This window comes from Oceanisphaera ostreae (assembly GCF_042676125.1).
GTDB classification, from domain to species: Bacteria; Pseudomonadota; Gammaproteobacteria; order Enterobacterales; family Aeromonadaceae; genus Oceanimonas; species Oceanimonas ostreae.
This window is the reverse complement of the sequence record NZ_JBHTJS010000006.1, coordinates 1-16315: the sequence shown is the minus strand read 5'-3', so window position 1 is coordinate 16315 and position 16315 is coordinate 1. Positions and strand designations below refer to the sequence as shown.

The 16315-nt window shown below is 48.3% G+C and carries 16 protein-coding genes; 12 read left to right on the top strand and 4 right to left on the bottom strand.

The window, feature by feature from the left end; all coding sequences use genetic code 11:
* The first annotated feature begins 106 nt into the window (after positions 1–106).
* Entirely contained in the window at positions 107–427 is a 321-nt protein-coding gene (locus ACFQ1C_RS02460; protein ID WP_379556943.1) for a hypothetical protein, read from the top strand.
* 268 nt (positions 428–695) lie between these two features.
* On the opposite strand, the gene ACFQ1C_RS02455 is transcribed toward ACFQ1C_RS02460, so the two are convergent.
* On the bottom strand, positions 696–1034 hold the full coding sequence (locus tag ACFQ1C_RS02455; protein ID WP_379556942.1) for a thioredoxin family protein: 339 nt from the start codon (positions 1032–1034) through the stop codon (positions 696–698).
* Positions 1035–1433: 399 nt separating this feature from the next.
* Between ACFQ1C_RS02455 and ACFQ1C_RS02450 the strand changes: the two genes are divergently transcribed.
* The 8 genes from ACFQ1C_RS02450 to ACFQ1C_RS02415 all read left to right on the top strand — a co-directional run bounded on the left by ACFQ1C_RS02450 (position 1434) and on the right by ACFQ1C_RS02415 (position 9595).
* Positions 1434–2483 (top strand): DUF2235 domain-containing protein, encoded by a 1050-nt coding sequence (locus ACFQ1C_RS02450; protein ID WP_379556941.1) that lies wholly within the window; start codon positions 1434–1436, stop codon positions 2481–2483.
* Positions 2484–2663: 180 nt separating this feature from the next.
* A complete protein-coding gene (locus tag ACFQ1C_RS02445; protein ID WP_379556940.1) occupies positions 2664–3734 on the top strand; it encodes a YkvI family membrane protein in 1071 nt (356 codons plus the stop codon).
* Positions 3735–4264: 530 nt separating this feature from the next.
* Entirely contained in the window at positions 4265–4615 is a 351-nt protein-coding gene (locus ACFQ1C_RS02440; RefSeq protein WP_379556939.1) for a hypothetical protein, read from the top strand.
* A gap of 1442 nt (positions 4616–6057) precedes the next feature.
* Positions 6058–6366, top strand: a complete 309-nt coding sequence (tnpA, locus tag ACFQ1C_RS02435; protein WP_379556938.1) for an IS66 family insertion sequence element accessory protein TnpA — start codon at positions 6058–6060, stop codon at positions 6364–6366.
* Positions 6367–6371: 5 nt separating this feature from the next.
* Positions 6372–6734: an IS66 family insertion sequence element accessory protein TnpB gene (gene tnpB, locus ACFQ1C_RS02430; RefSeq protein WP_379556937.1), complete on the top strand. Its 363-nt coding sequence runs from the start codon at positions 6372–6374 to the stop codon at positions 6732–6734.
* 67 nt (positions 6735–6801) lie between these two features.
* Complete coding sequence (gene tnpC, locus ACFQ1C_RS02425) at positions 6802–8412, top strand: IS66 family transposase (protein ID WP_379556936.1); 1611 nt, start codon at positions 6802–6804, stop codon at positions 8410–8412.
* Positions 8413–8495: 83 nt separating this feature from the next.
* Positions 8496–8639: a hypothetical protein gene (locus ACFQ1C_RS02420; RefSeq protein WP_379556935.1), complete on the top strand. Its 144-nt coding sequence runs from the start codon at positions 8496–8498 to the stop codon at positions 8637–8639.
* Positions 8640–8833: 194 nt separating this feature from the next.
* Positions 8834–9595, top strand: coding sequence for a DUF2726 domain-containing protein (locus ACFQ1C_RS02415; protein WP_379556934.1), 762 nt, complete (start codon positions 8834–8836; stop codon positions 9593–9595).
* 26 nt (positions 9596–9621) lie between these two features.
* On the opposite strand, the gene ACFQ1C_RS02410 is transcribed toward ACFQ1C_RS02415, so the two are convergent.
* The 3 genes from ACFQ1C_RS02410 to ACFQ1C_RS02400 form a co-directional block, all read right to left on the bottom strand.
* Positions 9622–9909 (bottom strand): S24 family peptidase, encoded by a 288-nt coding sequence (locus ACFQ1C_RS02410; protein ID WP_379557058.1) that lies wholly within the window; start codon positions 9907–9909, stop codon positions 9622–9624.
* 111 nt (positions 9910–10020) lie between these two features.
* The gene (locus ACFQ1C_RS02405; protein WP_379556933.1) at positions 10021–12513 is read right to left on the bottom strand and encodes a DEAD/DEAH box helicase family protein; all 2493 of its coding nucleotides are present in this window, start codon (positions 12511–12513) and stop codon (positions 10021–10023) included.
* The gene (locus ACFQ1C_RS02400; RefSeq protein WP_379556932.1) at positions 12510–13106 is read right to left on the bottom strand and encodes a class I SAM-dependent methyltransferase; all 597 of its coding nucleotides are present in this window, start codon (positions 13104–13106) and stop codon (positions 12510–12512) included. The genes ACFQ1C_RS02405 and ACFQ1C_RS02400 overlap by 4 nt, the downstream gene beginning before the upstream one ends.
* Before the next feature lie 279 nt (positions 13107–13385).
* Between ACFQ1C_RS02400 and ACFQ1C_RS02395 the strand changes: the two genes are divergently transcribed.
* From ACFQ1C_RS02395 to ACFQ1C_RS02385, 3 genes are all read left to right on the top strand, one after another.
* Complete coding sequence (locus ACFQ1C_RS02395; RefSeq protein WP_379556931.1) at positions 13386–13871, top strand: nucleoside deaminase; 486 nt, start codon at positions 13386–13388, stop codon at positions 13869–13871.
* A 496-nt stretch (positions 13872–14367) separates the two neighbouring features.
* A complete protein-coding gene (locus ACFQ1C_RS02390) occupies positions 14368–14619 on the top strand; it encodes a helix-turn-helix domain-containing protein (protein WP_379556930.1) in 252 nt (83 codons plus the stop codon).
* A gap of 2 nt (positions 14620–14621) precedes the next feature.
* Positions 14622–15920, top strand: coding sequence for a type II toxin-antitoxin system HipA family toxin (locus ACFQ1C_RS02385; RefSeq protein ID WP_379556929.1), 1299 nt, complete (start codon positions 14622–14624; stop codon positions 15918–15920).
* Positions 15921–16315 lie beyond the last annotated feature (395 nt).

The window sequence follows — 16315 nt, the reverse complement described above, 5'->3', positions numbered from 1 at the left end:
AAGAAACTAGAAATAAGCGTATTGTTAGTGGTACCAACGCGGCAGGAATCACTGCAGACCCTAGTGGTTTAAATTTAATTTACTCTTTATTTTAAGGATGAACGACATGGCTTTTACTTCAATAATATTTAAAAACCCTAACACTGGCGCCATAAAAGAAGCGCCTGTTGGCTTCTCTTGGACTGTATTCTTTTTCGGATTTTTTCCTCCTCTTTTTCGTGGTGATTGGAAGTGGGCAGTGATCATGCTGTTATTAGCATCGTTTACTTTTAACCTAAGTAGCATAGTGTTCATGTTTATTTATAATAAGCTATACATTAAAGATTTAATTGGTTCTGGCTTTAAAGCTGAGTCAATCGCTAGTGGTGATATGAGCTTTGCTAGCTCTCGAATTGGTATGAATATACCTCAGATTGATGCTGCTTAAATTACAGAGTAGTTAAGCTCTATTTTTAAAAGCCCCTACTTTCTATAGCTAGGGGCTTTTTTAATACTATTTTTTGTGTTTGGTTTGGTGTTGAAGATACCCTTCATCCGCCTTAGGCTGAGGCCACCCCTTTACCTATAAGTCCTTTTGGAAAATGATGCGCTCATATCTAGGGTAGGCAGTGGGTATAAAAGTTGCGTAATCGATTGTTGGGTAGCTCTTGGAGCAAGACAGGAAGAGGGAACTATCGCTTACCGCCTGCAGATAGCTACTCAGCCTCAAACAACAGCGTATAAGGTCGGGTAAGGGCGGCACGAATATCGGACAGCGAAAACACCTTGAAAAACTCGGTAAAGCGGCTGCCTTCAAACCAGATCTGCACCACCGGCAGCGCCATAATGCGCTGCTGGGCACACAAGGCGCCGCCAGCAGCCTGGCAATCGACATAACAGGCTTGTATGCGCGGAAATTGCTCGGCCAGCAGCCGTTGCAGTTGTGGCTTTAGCGCATGGCACACGCCGCAGGCCTGGCCGCCATACAACACCAACACCGCCGAATGACTGGTCAGCAACGCATCCAACTGAGTTTGATCGCTAACACTCAACATAATAAATCCAATATCCCGGTAAATAAGACAAGGCGCTTAAGCGCCACCCAGCATCTGGTTAAAAATACACACCGTTTTCTGTAGTCCGCCCATCTCTTTGGTAAAGAGGACTTCGGCGGGCCAGCGTAGCTGGATTTATTTTAACATCCCGCTGAGACGGGACTGCCAGCTAAAGCGGCAGCCTACAAAAAAACCAATTATGTGGGTTTGGGTAGCTTGTTCGCTTTACACTTCCCCCTTTACACTTCACAAACCCCGTCAGGATGACGGCTTAACTACCAAAAATCAGATCTACCACGGAATCCCAATCCCCAATCCCCCTCCATGTGTTTAGCTCGGCGCCATGTTTCGCTTTCTGGCATAGGCTTATATGCAAGCTACCTGTTGGAGGGCAAGTTGATGTCTTATCAGCCACAACGATTAATTGTGCTGTTCGACGGCACCTGGAACGACCCGCAACACAACACCAATGTTATTAAGTTGGCGCGTAGCATAGCGCCGTTTGACGGCGAGTGCCGCCAGCGCTTTTTTTATAGTCCAGGGGTTGGCACCACCGATACGACTCGGCTGCTGGGCGGCATGTTTGGCGTCGGCTTAAGCAAGCACCTACTACAGGGCTATGACTGGCTGGCGCGGCATTATCGGCCGGGCGATGAAGTATGGGTGTTCGGTTTTAGCCGTGGGGCTTATACCGGACGAAGCATGGTGGGCATGATCCGAAAATGCGGCTTGTTGCACGTTGTTACACCTACTCAATTAGCGGCCGCCGAACGGCTATACCGCAATAAAAACGCGGCTCCCGACGGTGAACTCTGCCAACAATTTAGGTGCGAATACAGCCAAGAGATCAAAGTACACCTGTTGGGGGTATGGGACACCGTCGGTGCGTTGGGCATACCGGGCACGTTATTGTCGGAGCGGGGCACCTATTCTTGGCACGATACCAGGTTATCTAAAATAGTAGAGCGCGCTTATCAAGCCATAGCGCTAGATGAACACAGAGCCGTGTATAACACCGTGCCTTGGACCAGCCCTAACGGCCAAAAAAAGCCCGCTCAGTTAGACGTTGAACAGCGCTGGTTTATTGGTGCTCATGCCAATGTGGGGGGCGGTTACCTTAATGATCCACTCGCCGATTTACCACTGGCTTGGATGCAACAAAAAGCCATGGCGGCAGGGTTAGTGCTTACCCCCGTTCTACCCGAAGAATATGCTTGGCTAACGCCCCCTGTCGATTCGTTTCGCCAGTTTTTGGGTGGTTTCTATCGTCATTATCGGCGCTGGTTTCACCACGGCGATGGTCGCTATTACCGCGATCTGTATCGTGATAAAGAGGGCCAGCAGGCGGTGGAGGTGACCATAGACGACTCGGTATGGGCGCGCTGGCAGCGTGTGGATCATTACCGACCTCGAAGCTTGGCTAATGCCCGACTGGGTCCTGTTGGTTAATTTAACGCAGGACACCGCTATTTTTAACTGATTTCGCAACAAAATAACCTAAGGTCGGATGTCTATTGGGTCACTACTCTGTTAAGGTCTCGCGCCTTGTGGATGTTTAAACAGCATCTGTTGTCTAGGCACGCTTGTGGCGCACAGCTGACAGGCTATTAAATGGATTGTTAGACGATCATGTGGAATATAGTGAAAATAGCCAGTGCATTCATTGGCATTATCGTTGGGGCGGGGTTCGCTTCCGGCCAGGAAGTACTGCAGTACTTTACCAGCTTTGGTTACATGGGTACCGCCGCCGCCGTAGTGGCCACGGCACTGTTCGCTTATTTGGGCATGATGCTCGCCATGTTGGGCAGCCGCACCAGCACCAATTCGCATAAAACCGTGATTTACCAAATCAGCGGTCGCTATATCGGCGTTATCGTCGACTACGTGATCATCTTTACATTGTTTGGCGTAGGCGTGGTGATGATCGCTGGCGCAGGCTCTATGCTTAATCAGCAGTTTGGCTTACCCGCTTATGTGGGCAGTATAGTGATGACCCTACTCATGGGCGCCACCCTGATGCTGAAAGTGAAGCGCGTAGTAGGGCTGATTGGCAGCATAACGCCATTTCTGGTGCTGGCACTGGTCCTTATTTGCTGCTACAGCCTGTTAACCATGGACCGTAGCTTTGCCGAGCTGGCGCCCATTGCCGAAAGCGTAGAGTCTACTCTGCCGCACTGGCTGGTATCGGCCATCAACTATGTGTCATTCAATATTGCCGTGGGCGCAGCCATGACCCTAGTTATAGGTGGTGCCGAGAAAAATGAAAACATCGCCAAATGGGGCGGCCTGTTCGGCGGCTTGGGCGTTGGCGTGCTGATCATGATCAGCCACCTGGCTATGTTCTCGCAAATCGACAACATCGTTGGTTATCCTTTGCCATTGCTTAAAATCATCGACGGCATTTCACCGTGGCTGGCTACTGCCATGTCGTTTGTACTGTTCGGCATGATTTTCAGCACCGGCGCCAGCATGTTCTACGCCTTTGTCGCGCGCTTTGTAGAGATGCGTACCCCTAGGGGCAACGGCTTTAGTATTGCTACGTTAGTAATTGGCTTTGTTGCCAGCTTCGCCGGCTTCACTAAATTGGTCGCTTTCTTCTACCCACTTATTGGCTACCTCGGCCTGTTCTTAGTGTTCGCGCTTATTTTTGCCCCGTTTAAACTCAAGCGTGACGCGAGACTAGCGCAGCAACAAGCTTAAGGCTGACCTGCTGCGCGGGAATGTTGAATGCTTAATTTTTAATGTTGAATTAACCGCATAAAAAAACCCGAACCTATTGGTTCGGGTTTTTTATTTCTGCCGTCATATCGGTACCGAGGCTTCGTCATGCTGAACGTGATTCAGTACCGGCATGACGGCCTCGGTATCTGGCACTGGCACTGTGCCCTATAACGTCAATCCTTCAAATACGGATTGTTCTGTGTGGTTTTTTCTATGCCGTCCTCTTCACTCTTTACGCTTCACCCTTCACGGCTCTTTTGTAGGCTAGCTTTTAGCTGCTAGTCCCGCCTCAGCGAGATTTTTAAACCATCCTGCCCAGCAGGGCCGCCAAAGTTATTTTATAAAATAAGGGACGGACTACAAAGCACGCACGGTAGTTTTTCTTTGGCGCTGGGAGCTGGGCGCTAGGCGCTGCTTTTCAGTAATATTTACAGTGGGTAAGCTTGTTTGCGCTGTTTGGGCTAAACTGTGCTCCGTTGACTGATATTCAAAAGGAGTAATTGAGCGTAATGGCTGAAGAAGTTAAATCAAAAACCTTAGTCGAGCCTAAGACCCAACTTGCCTCTAAACCGACAGTTCAATTTAAGCTGTCGGTTGAGCCTAAAACCATTGCCGAGCTAGAGGCAATGCACACCGGCACATTAATGAATCGCCGCAAGGCATTGCTTGCGTGCCCAGAAACCTCGGTGTTGCCAGAGCTAGAAAAAGTATTAGCGATTGGCGAGGTTCGCTCTAAAGACACCGCCGTATGGCGACAGGCATATCAAGACTTAAAAAGCGTACTCGACCAAAGAGAACACCTACCTAGCAAGCAAGAGCGCAAATCGATGCGCCAACAACGAGCAAGAAGACGGTTTTAATACCGCCGCAAGCCTAAGAATAAACACTGTCCCTAAACCTACATAAGCCATGCTTTGTAGGCGAGCCATGCTCTCGAATTCTGCTACATGACATCAAGATTTTTTTGCCACGGAAGACACGGAAGAACACGGAAAAATAGGGAGCAGATCGAAGGGAAAGCCGTCAGCTGTAAGCGATAAGCCTAAAGATAAGCCCCAAGCAAAAGTGACAGGCAGAAGCACAGGGCAGTGTTGAATTTTTAGTGCTGAATGTTAAGTTAAATCGTCATTGCGAGGAGTGAGCGACGCGGCAATCCATGGACTGAAAGCCATAAGCTATAAGTCGTAAGTGAATAGCGAAAAGATGGATTGCTTCCTTGCGCTCGCAATGACGGCGTTTATTTTAACGTAAGGCGAGCAGTGACCTTTGCTCTATGTCGTCCTCTTCCCCCTTTACGTTTCACCCTTCACCCTTCACCCTTCACCCTTCACGGATCTTTTGTAGGCTGACGCTTTAGCTGGCAGTCCCGTCTCAGCGGGATGTTAGAACCTAAAGATATATCTGCCACGGAATACACGGAAGAACACGGAAAAATAGGGATCAGATCGAAGGGAAAGCTGTAAGCCGTCAGCTGTAAGCCCTACGCGATCAGCCAAATAAAGTGGATTGCTTCGCTGCACTGCACTCGCAAAGATGGCGTTTGTCTTGAACGTAAGGCGTACAGCGTTAGACGTACGGCTGCCCGAATGGGCCTGCTTTTGCGAGGAGCGTAGCGACGCGGCAATCTATGAACTAAAAGCCATAAGCCGTACGCTGTAAGCGATAAGTCTAAAGATAAGCCCAAGGCAAAAGTGACATGCGAAACAGAGACTGAATATGCAGGCTGGTTTAGGTGTTGTCCCTTATGCTGTCTTGCCGGGCCTGCCCCGGTATCTCGCGGTTTGCTTTTGGGAAAGGCCACAAAATACTTCCACTTAATGTCTCGCAATCATCTCGGCTCCTTTACGCTCAAATATATGACCTCCGTCCGCTATGGAAGGCGGAAGTGCCGAAATGGCAGGAGCACTTTCGGCCCTGTCATGTGATGGTCGCTGGGGTCGATCCCTTCATCCTCTTTGAGGTTATGGAGTGTCTGTTGGGATCGTTATATGCAACTCGATACTAATTTGAATAAGAATATGCCCAACGTTGAGCCTGAGATTTAGAGGCAACACAGTCGCCTCTCACGACACGCCATAAACCCATCCATGGGGGCTCGGGAAATGCCATCCTTGGCATTACACGGTCGTGGGAGGCCGATCTCTGTTGCCTCTTCTTGATCACCGAGTGGCCTGTGGACTGCGCAAGCCGCTGGGGCTAAAATACCTAGCCAATTCTATGTAAGCGCCCTTAAATCAGCATCTTTTAACCCTATCCTTACAGCATCACACTAATACCTCTCATTTTGAAAGGGGTATTAGCTATGAAAACGCAAGAGCGGCGGCAAGCTTGGCAGCAGCATATCGCTGCCTCAGAGGAATCGGACTTATCTGGTGCGGCTTTTTGTAAGCAGCATGATTTAAATTACGGACAGTTTAATTATTGGCGTAAAAAATTCCAGCAAACGGAGTCGACTGAAACGTCCGCGGGCTTTGCTCAGGTAGTCCCATTATCTGTGGAGCCCCGTCACTCGAGTGATGAACTTAGCGTCCATTTGCCCAGCGGCATTCATTTTTCAGGCGTCAATGCCGATAATGTAGATGTTGTGTTAGCACTGCTGAGGCAGGTGTAATGCAGATGCGCTATTTACAACCTGCGAAGCAGATGTCAGAAATCTATTTGTACCGTGCGCCCGTTGATTTTAGGAAGCAAGCCAACGGCTTGGCGCTGCTGGTTGAACAAGAGCTGGGCCATAACCCGTTCAGCGGCGCACTGTATGCTTTTACCAATCGCCAACGCAATAAAATCAAATGTGTTATGTGGGAAGACAATGGCTTTGTGATGTATTACAAAGCGCTGGCAGAAGAAAAATTCAAGTGGCCCAAGCCTGCCGATGAGCTATTAGCCTTAACCGGTGAGCAAATAAATTGGCTGCTCGATGGCTACGATATCAGCTTATTTAAGGGCCATAAAAAGCTACAGTACGACAGCCTTGGATAGCCTGATATTGCTGGGTTTAGCTGCTTTTAAAGATGATTTTTAGGGTATGTTTTGCTATCATTTCACCATGAAAAAGACGCCATCCACCTCCATTAAAACGCCTGATTTAAGCGGTCTCAGTGCCGCTGAATTGCGTTTGATGCTGGCTAAAATGCAGCAAGAATTCCAAACGGTTGTAGACAAACAAAAGAGCGAGTTAAACGCAGCCCATCGTCGTATCGAGCTACTGGAAGAAATGAACCGTCTGCTGAAAACGCAGAAGTTCAGTGCTAGCAGCGAAAAATCCACCTTTCAACTCAATCTCTTTGATGAAGCCGAGCTGGAAACCCAACTCGATGAGTTGTTTGACGTTTTGCCTGAAACCCGTGAAGAAGGCGAAGAGATTACCCAGCAGCGCAAAGCACGTCAGACACGCCAACGGGGTTTCTCGGCAAACCTGGTGCGCGAACGCATTGAGCATACGCTGACTGAACTTGAAAAAGCCGGTGCCGATAAGACCTTCTTCACCAAAGTGAAAGAAGAGCTGCACTACATCCCCGCTCAACTCAAAGTGTTAGAGCACTGGCAAGAAAAAGCAGTGTTTACGTCTAACAGCGGCGCCCAAGAAGACCAGATGATGGCCGCGCAACGTCCGGTGCATCCCTTTGGTAAGTGCTCGGTCACTACCGCACTGATTGCGCACATTATTACTGACAAATATCTGTATGGTATGCCGCTGTATCGTCAAGAAGGTAAGTTCAAAAGACTAGGCCAAGCGATTTACCGTAATAACATGGCGCAATGGTGCATGCGCTTCGCTGACACGGCTCAACCCTTGCTGCACCTGATGCGTGAGGCACAAAACAGCGGTGATTATCTTCAAGCCGATGAAACCCGCCTACAAGTGCTGAAAGAAGACGGAAAAACAGCACAATCTGATAAGTGGATGTGGGTCACTCGAGGTGGGCCGCCCAGTCAACTCAGCGTGCTCTTTGAATACGATCCCTCGCGTGCAGGTAGCGTAGCTGTGCGCCTGCTCGATGATTTTAACGGCGTGCTGCAAGCGGATGGCTATTCTGGTTACAGTAAAGTATGCAAAACAAACGGCATTATTCGTATTGGGTGCTGGGATCATGCACGCCGTAAATTTGTTGAAGCCAATAAAAGTACTGACTCTAAAGACAAAGCTAAAAACGGTGTCGCGAGTAAAGCGGATGTCGCGCTCAGTTATATCCGCAAACTGTATCGCGTAGAAAGCAACCTAGCGGATAAAACCGATGCAGCGCGTTTAAAGGCGCGACAAGAAATTAGCGTGCCGGTACTGAACGAATTTAAGCAATGGCTTGAGACAAACGTGGGCAAAATTATGAAAGGCGGCGCATTGAGATCTGCCATCGACTACACCCTAAATCAATGGCCATACCTTATCGGCTACTGCGAACGCGGCGACCTGATGCTCAGCAATATCATGGCTGAAAACGCCATCCGGCCCTTTGCCATTGGTCGTAAAAACTGGTTGTTTGCCGATACCCGCAAAGGCGCAGAAGCCAGTGCGGCTTGTTACTCACTAATAGAAACGGCCAAGGCGAATAACCTTGATCCGCAAGCTTACATTAAACACATTCTTGATCACATTATCGTCGCCGACACGCTCGAAAAACTCGAAGCCCTGCTGCCATGGAACGTGAAATTAAGCTAACACGCTCGCGAAGTGTTTATTTAAGCGCCAAAGTGCTGATTTAAGGGCGCTTACAATTCTATGGTTTTTGGGAAGAGTCCGAGATGTGTGAACAGATGCTTGAATTTGGTTCACCTAATATTGATGCGATCATCAGCGCCACCGAGGTGAGTGGTTACGAACAACACTGTGAAGTAACAGCCATCGGAGAACAAACACCAAATAGCATTGAAGTGAAGTTAACTTAAATTGCGTGGATTCAGGAGAACACTTTTCGTCAGCCATGGAGCTAAGGAATTTTGATAATAAATATCTGGTGATCTCCCGCGATGGCGATAAAACCTGGCCGCTAGTGCGTTGTGAGTGAAATACGTAATGTTTAATCATCACTAAGATATTACTTGATGGTTTAAAGTAATTGCATAAGAAAGGAAGCAAAGTAATGAATATGGAAATGTTCACATCGTCCACATTAATGACTGTTATAAGTGTTTTGTTTTTTATTGTTGTGGCCTTGCTAAGTGTTAAAGCTCGTAGTAAAAAATCAATTCATCCGTATCAAAGATTAAATACAATTTTCACTCCCGCCGAACGATCATTTTTTGGCGTGTTAAGCCAAGCGGTGGGTGATGACGCACTTATTTTTGGCAAAGTACGCGTAGCTGATGTACTTACGCCGAAAAAAAGCACGGTGAAAGGCGTGTGGCAAACGGCGTTTAATAAAATATCGGCCAAGCACTTCGACTTTGTGCTGTGTAGCAAAGATGATTTATCGTTCTTATGCGCCATAGAACTAGACGATAGATCTCATAACAGTGCGAAAAGACAGGTGAGGGATGCTTTTTTAGAAGATGCATGCGAGTCAGCCATTTTTCCTTTGATCCGCTTTTCCGCAAAATCTGGCTACAAAATCAGTGACGTACGCGATGCATTGAAAGTCGTTCTGGGAGATTCTTCAGCGAGAGAAGCAGTGTCTGCAGCAGCAAATACTCAATCATTCGAGAACCTTGAATCAAGAGAATCAAGCGTAATAGGCAAAGTGAGCGCAAGCAGCGACTTGAAGCAGGAGCACAAAAAGAGCTGCCCTAAGTGCGCCTCAGAAATGACGTTAAGAGTCGCTAAGAAGGGCAGTTCAGCCGGTAACGAATTTTGGGGCTGCAGTGCTTTTCCCAAGTGCCGGTATATAGAGCCGTTAAGTAATTAGCTCTCAAAAATTTAGTGCTGAGAGTCTTATATGATAACGCCCTTCAATCGTGCAAAAGGTTTCATGTCGTCGGTGACGGTGAGGTCTTCATAGCCGGGGTTGCTGGCTTGTAGTCGGTAACTGCCGTCTGTATTTTTCTTCACTATGCGCAGCAGATACTGGTCGCCGCCGGTGGCGTCTTGCTGTTCGATGGCGATGATTTGATTGCTGGTGGAACCCGCACTGCTTGCGCTTATTTGTTCGAGCAGTAGCAGGTCGCCGTCTTGTATTGGCTGCTTGCCGCCGTTCATCGAATGGCCACAGGCTCTGGCCAGAAAGTGCCGTTTAATATCGAGTGGGCCGTATTGATCCTGTATAGCCGTCAGTTCGGCGTTGTCGCTGCGGCCGGTTTTAAAATGGCTGCAGGCAATTTTCAGGCAGAGGAATTAGGGCTGTTTCATGATATTTGGCAGGCTAACGGCTCTGGAAGTTGTGATACTCGCCAGTCCCTCGGCTTTGCGGCGGCGGTACTCAGCCAGACGCAGGTTGACTAGTTCTTGCATCATTTGGTGTAAGGTTTCTAGTTCATTTTCTGGCAGGGTAAAGCGCGGCGTGAAGTGCTCGTCGGCGACGGTAAACCAATAGTCGGCTTGTGAGTCTTGATTGCCGCTAGTGCTGAATTTAATGGGGTTATTTTTCCAGTAAGTCAGCCAAGTGTTTGAGTCGGCACTCATGGCTTGTTGTGCTGTTGGTAAGTCGAGTTGTAATAAGTCGGGGTGGCGATCTAGCACGTAGCGCGATTGTTCGGCCAGTGCAGTTAGGCTGGGTGGGTGGCGCAGACCATCAAGCTCTAATAAGGCTTGTAGCAAGATGATCTTGAAGCTTTTGACTAGCGTCGTGGTTTCTATACCGGTGAGTAAGAAGTCTCTGAGTTTGTCTAACACGATCACCGAATTTTCCGGTAGATCGCCTTCGCTTAGCGTCAGTTCAAACCAACTGCCGTGTTGCTTGCGTAACTTACTAAAATCGAACCCTGCCTGAAAAGCTTGTACCGCCGTGGGCCTATGACCTAACTCATCTTTTAAGCGACGGTAATCATCCACTACTTTTACTCGGCCGCCATAGCGCAGCTTGTCCATTAGTGGGATCAGCTCGGGATCTAGGTTGATAAAGCAGCCGTCGGGCAAGTTGGGTGTTGTTGATCCATTTTCGGTATTAGTTTGAGTAATGGCACGCAGTAACTCGGGTTTGAATAAGCAGGCCTTGTGATTGCCGACTAGGTCTACAACCATCAGGTGCGTTTTGCCTTCACACAGACGTAAACCGCGACCGAGTTGCTGTAAAAAGACAATGCGAGATTCAGTAGGGCGCAGCATCAGCAGGGTATCTATAGCGGGTAAGTCGGTGCCTTCGTTAAATAAGTCGACCGAGAAAATAACCTGTAATGTCCCTTCTGCTAATTCACTGAGCGCCCGATTACGTGGCATGGCAGAGCCTGAGTAAACAGCTGCAGCCTTAATACCTGCTTCGTTAAAAATGCGCGCCATAAAGTCGGCGTGACGAGTGGATATACAAAACGCCAAGGTGCGACTTTGCTTAAACTCTTGCCACTTTTTCAACGCATGCTGAGCGCGTTTTTGGCTGGCAAAAGCGGCATCCAGAGCATCAGGATCGAAGCGACCGTTGCGCCACGGGATCTCGTCGTAGTTTATAAACTCATCAAACACGCCTTGGTAGATAAAAGGTACTAAGTGCTTATCGACAATGGCATCGCGCAGTCCGCGCTCAAACACTAGGTTATCGTCGCACAGGGCGAGAATGTCGGCTTGGTCGGTTCGGTCTGGTGTGGCCGTTAGTCCGAGTAAGAAACGCGGCCGAAAATGATCCAATAATTTTCGATAGGTTGGCGAAGTACTATGGTGAAATTCGTCGACGATAATGTAGTCAAAGTGATCTTGAGCGAACTGTTGTAAGTGTTCGGCGCGGCCTAAGGTTTGCACCGAAGCAAACAGCCAGTCGGCTTGTTGCTGTTGTTGGCCGTTATATAAGCCGGTGTGCGCCTTGGGGTTCATGCGAATAAAGGTGGCTTGTGCTTGGCGAATAATCTCATCGCGATGCGCCACAAACAGCAGTTTTTTAGCATGCAGCTGACGCGCGTCAAAGGCGGCGAGCCAGGTTTTGCCAAGGCCGGTAGCCATTACCACTAAGCCGCGTTTAAAGCCTTGTTGGCGAGTTTGGTGTAAGGCGGCTAATGCTTCTTCTTGTACCGCATTGGGTAATGGCGTTTCGCGCAGCGTTTCATCGTCGCTGGCAGTATCGCCGGTGATCAGACGAAGCTGCGTTAAGGGGCTTTGCTGGTAGCGTTCAAGATAACCATCGATCCAAGCATGTGTCAGTGGCACCAGGCGACAGTCTGTAGCGAGTTGCACTAGCTGTGTTTTTAGCGCCAGCAAACTGATAGCAGCAGGGCTGTTGATATCATTATCAACGCTTAGTTGCCAATTCCATTCTAACGACTGGGTAAGTGCGGCACGGGAAATATTGCTAGAGCCGACTAGACCAAGTCCTGTCAGGTGCTGGCTGGTATGCTGCTGAATAAACAGGTACGACTTAAGGTGAAAGCCGACATTGTTGGCACTTTCATAAATACGAACGAGGGCACCGCGCTCGGCTAACTGCATCATTTCGCGTAAGGCCACGGGCTCGGTTACATCCAGATAATCAGAGGTAATAATCTGTAGTGCTACGCCACGATCTAAGGCTTCAAATAGGGCGTCATGCAAAAGCCGCCAACCGCTGTGACGGATAAACGATACCGCAATGGTAATTTGGCTATCAGCATTGGTTTGGTTGATGGCGTTGAGCAGAGTATCGAGTAGCGGCTGATTAAAGCTCGGATCGTTGGGGCCGCCACCGACGAGCAGTTGTGGTGTACTCATGCTGGATCTTTCCTTACACCTTTCTTGCAGATAGCATTCAGCCAGCGCTCGTGTTCTCGGCCGGGGCGTAAGTCACTGGTTTGCCATTGTTCGATGATGCTTAACGGTAAATCCTTGATTAACTCGTTTAAGCTAGACTCATCTAGGTTAGTGAAGTGACGGCCTTCGCGGCTGACTTCGTCTTGGCCGTATTTAAATGAGCAATAAAAAACACCGTTGGGCTTTAACTGTGCGGCCAAGTGCGCCATGGCATGACTAAGTTCGCTGCGAGGTACATGCAGTAAAGAAGCGCAGGCCCAGATGGCATCAACGGGCGTGGTGGCGGTGAACTGCTCAAAACGGCACAAACTAACAGGAAGGCCGGTGTGCTGTTGGGCAAGTTCAACTAACGCGGGGCTAGCGTCGAAAGCGCTAACGGTAAAGCCTAGGTTAGCAAAATACAGGCTGTCTCGACCCGAGCCACAACCGGCATCGACTATGTGCCCACCAGCGGGCACATAGGGCAAAAAGCGTTGATACAGTGGTGTCATGTCCACTGTTATCGTGCTTTGATAGAAAGACTCAGCTTGTTGTTGGTAGTAGTCGATAGACATAGTTCTGCTATGAAGAGTGGTTACCTGTTTGGTACAGTATCAGACTCACGGTGGGCTTACCTTGATCTCGACAGCACAAGTTTGCTCTTAAAAAGCCAAAGAGTTATCTACCACTACTCTTTGTTACTAATATCCATTAGAGGGCTTGGTCTGACAGGTAAAACATGTTCTGATTTTAGCTCTATTTTTTCCGTGTTATTCCGCTCTCGTCGCAAAGAAACGTGGCAAAGAGCTCTTTAATTTAAACAGATGAATGCGATTGTTAAGCAGGAGGCTTTAATGACATTAAGCGAACAAGACTTACGACACCTGCGCCGTTGTCTGGCGTTGGCGGAAGAATCATTGAATGCAGGCGACCAGCCGTTTGGCTCTATGTTGGTGTCGGCAGAAGGCGCGGTGCTGGCCGAAGACCATAATCAAATTCATATCAATGCCATTTTTCATCCCGAGTTGGCGTTGGCGCAATGGGCGGGGGAGCACCTAAGCGAAACCGAACGCGCGCAAACCACTATGTATACCACCGGTGAGCATTGCCCTATGTGTGCTGCAGCCCATGCGTGGGCGGGCTTAGGGCGAGTGGTGTACATTTGCTCGGGTAAACAGTTTGCTCAGTGGTGCAATGAATGGGGGCTGCCGCCATCACCGGTTAAGCCGCTGGCCATTAACGAGGTAGCGCCAGATGTAACCGTATTAGGCCCAGTGCCTGAGTTAATGGATAAAGTGCGAGCGCTACACATGCGTTATTTTGGAATTACCCAGAAATAGGGGAGAGCAGCGCCGAGCACCAAGCGCCCGGCGCCCAGCTAAGGATAAAACTAAAACCGAAGCGAGATCCTGACTTTCGTCAGGAAGACGGCTAAGGGCAGCGCCGAGCACAAAGCGAAAATAAAGCTGTGCGCCGTAAATTAAGGTGTACACAAGCATTTCGGGCAGCTGGAAGTCGTTAGTTTTCAGAAAAGCACCGTCTTTTGTAGCCGCTGCTTTAGCTGGTGGTCCTGTGGAGCAGGATAGATTTGCCGGTTACGCCTGCGGCTTAATGCGAGAACAAGTGTTCGCCTACAAAACCCCATTTATGTTGCCCTCGCTTTAGCTACGTAACTCTATGTAGCTGGATGGTTTTCAAATTATTTCAACATTCAATATTGGCCTTCAAAGGTTCCTTACGTTTTAAAAATTGCTCTGCCTTTAGCCTCTATAGGGGATAAATTGATTTTACCCCCTACAGGGGTTAAAGTTATTTTATTTGCTGTAGGGGGTGATTTTGCGAATAACAACGGCGGGTATGTTGGCTCACGCGGTTCGCGATGAGCGGAAAAAGCGCCAGCTTAGTCAGCAGTCGTTGGCTGAGCTTGCGGCTATTAAGCAGTCTACTATTTCTGCTTTTGAAAATAACCCCGATGGCACCAAGCTTGAAACGCTGTTTAAGTTGCTGTCTGAGCTAGGGTTAGAACTCCATTTGGCAGAAAGAGATAAACCCAGCAGTATTGGCTCTGGCTGGCAGGAGGAGTGGTAGTGATGGCTAATTTAACCGTTGCGCTTAATGGCATTGTTGTTGGTATCTTGCAACAACAGAAGTCTGGAGCTTTGCAGTTTGGTTATGATGCTCATTGGCTTGAACGGTCTGGTGCTCGTGGTATATCGCTCTCGCTGCCTTTATCCGAACAACCATATAGTGGGTCTGCGGTTTACAATTTTTTTGATAATCTGCTACCTGATAGCGATGCTATTCGTACTCGAATGCAGGCTCGCTTTAAAATCCCAACTAAACGACCTTTTGACCTCTTGGCCAGTATCGGTCGAGATTGTGTTGGTGCAATTCAGATATACCCTGAAGAAAGTCATATTCCTCCCGTTAATACCGTTACTGCCGATTCCCTCACCGAAGCTGATATTGCTCGATTATTAAAAGGCTATCAGACCGCTCCTCTAGGTATGACTGAAGAAACGGATGACTTTCGAATTTCTATGGCCGGAGCTCAGGAAAAAACAGCACTGTTATGGCATAAAGAGCAGTGGCATCGACCATTAGGGAGTACGCCAACTAGCCACATATTTAAGCTGCCAATTGGCTATCTTTCACAGCACAATATCGATTTAAGAAAAAGTGCTGAAAATGAATGGTTGTGCCTACAAATAGCCAAGGAGTTCGGCTTGCCGACGGCGAACGCAAACCTTGCTTGTTTTGAAGATCAGCAGGTACTTATCGTTGAGCGGTTTGATCGCCGTTGGTCTAGTGACGGTAGTTGGTTAATGCGCTTACCGCAGGAGGACTTTTGTCAGGCTTTGGGTGTCTCACCAGCATTAAAATATGAGTCAGATAGCGGCCCAGGCATAGCTAAAAGCATGGAGTTGCTGAAAGGTTCTCAGCAAGCGACTCATGATAGAGAGACATTTTTTAAGAGCCAAGTTCTGTTTTGGCTGCTTGCGGCAATAGATGGTCATGCTAAGAATTTTAGTGTGTTTATTGAGCCGGGTAGTGCTTATCGAATGACTCCATTGTATGACATTATTTCTGCTTATCCGTTAATGTCAGGTAAGTCGATTCATCCTAAAAAAGCTAAAATGGCAATGGCCTTTTTCGGAAAAAATCGTCATTTTCATTGGACGTTAATAGCCCCTCGCCATTTACAAAGTACGGCCGAGCAAGTGGGTTATTCATCCAGCAAAGCTGAAGAGATGTTGGTGATGATGAAGCAGCAAACTGAAGCTGTGGTTGCGAATATAATCGCTAGGTTACCGCCAGATTTTTCTGTAGATATCAGCCAACCTATCTTTGATGGTTTGTTACGCCAAGCAGGGCGATTACCGGGATAATTCTTATGTGATACATCGAGTAAAAATGGTTTACACGCTTTAGCGTATAAATGCATGGTTATACGGTGTAGCAGGTAAGGGGTAGATACTGAATCGCGGTCAGTTTGAAGCAAGAAGTAAATACGAGTGACGGTAAAAAGCGTTTAAATCCAGCTACGCTGGCCTGCCGACTAAAGTGGCAGCTACAAAAGATGTAAAGCGAGATACCGGGGCAGGCCCGGCAAGACGGCATAAGGGACCACACCTAAACCAGCCTGCGTATTCAGTCTTTGTTTCGCCGATCACTTTTGCTTGGGGCTTATCTTTAGACTTATAGCGTATAGCTGACGGCCTGTCACTTAGTCACATCTTTTGATTGCATTATAAATCAAAATGAGACGCATGATTTAGTCGGC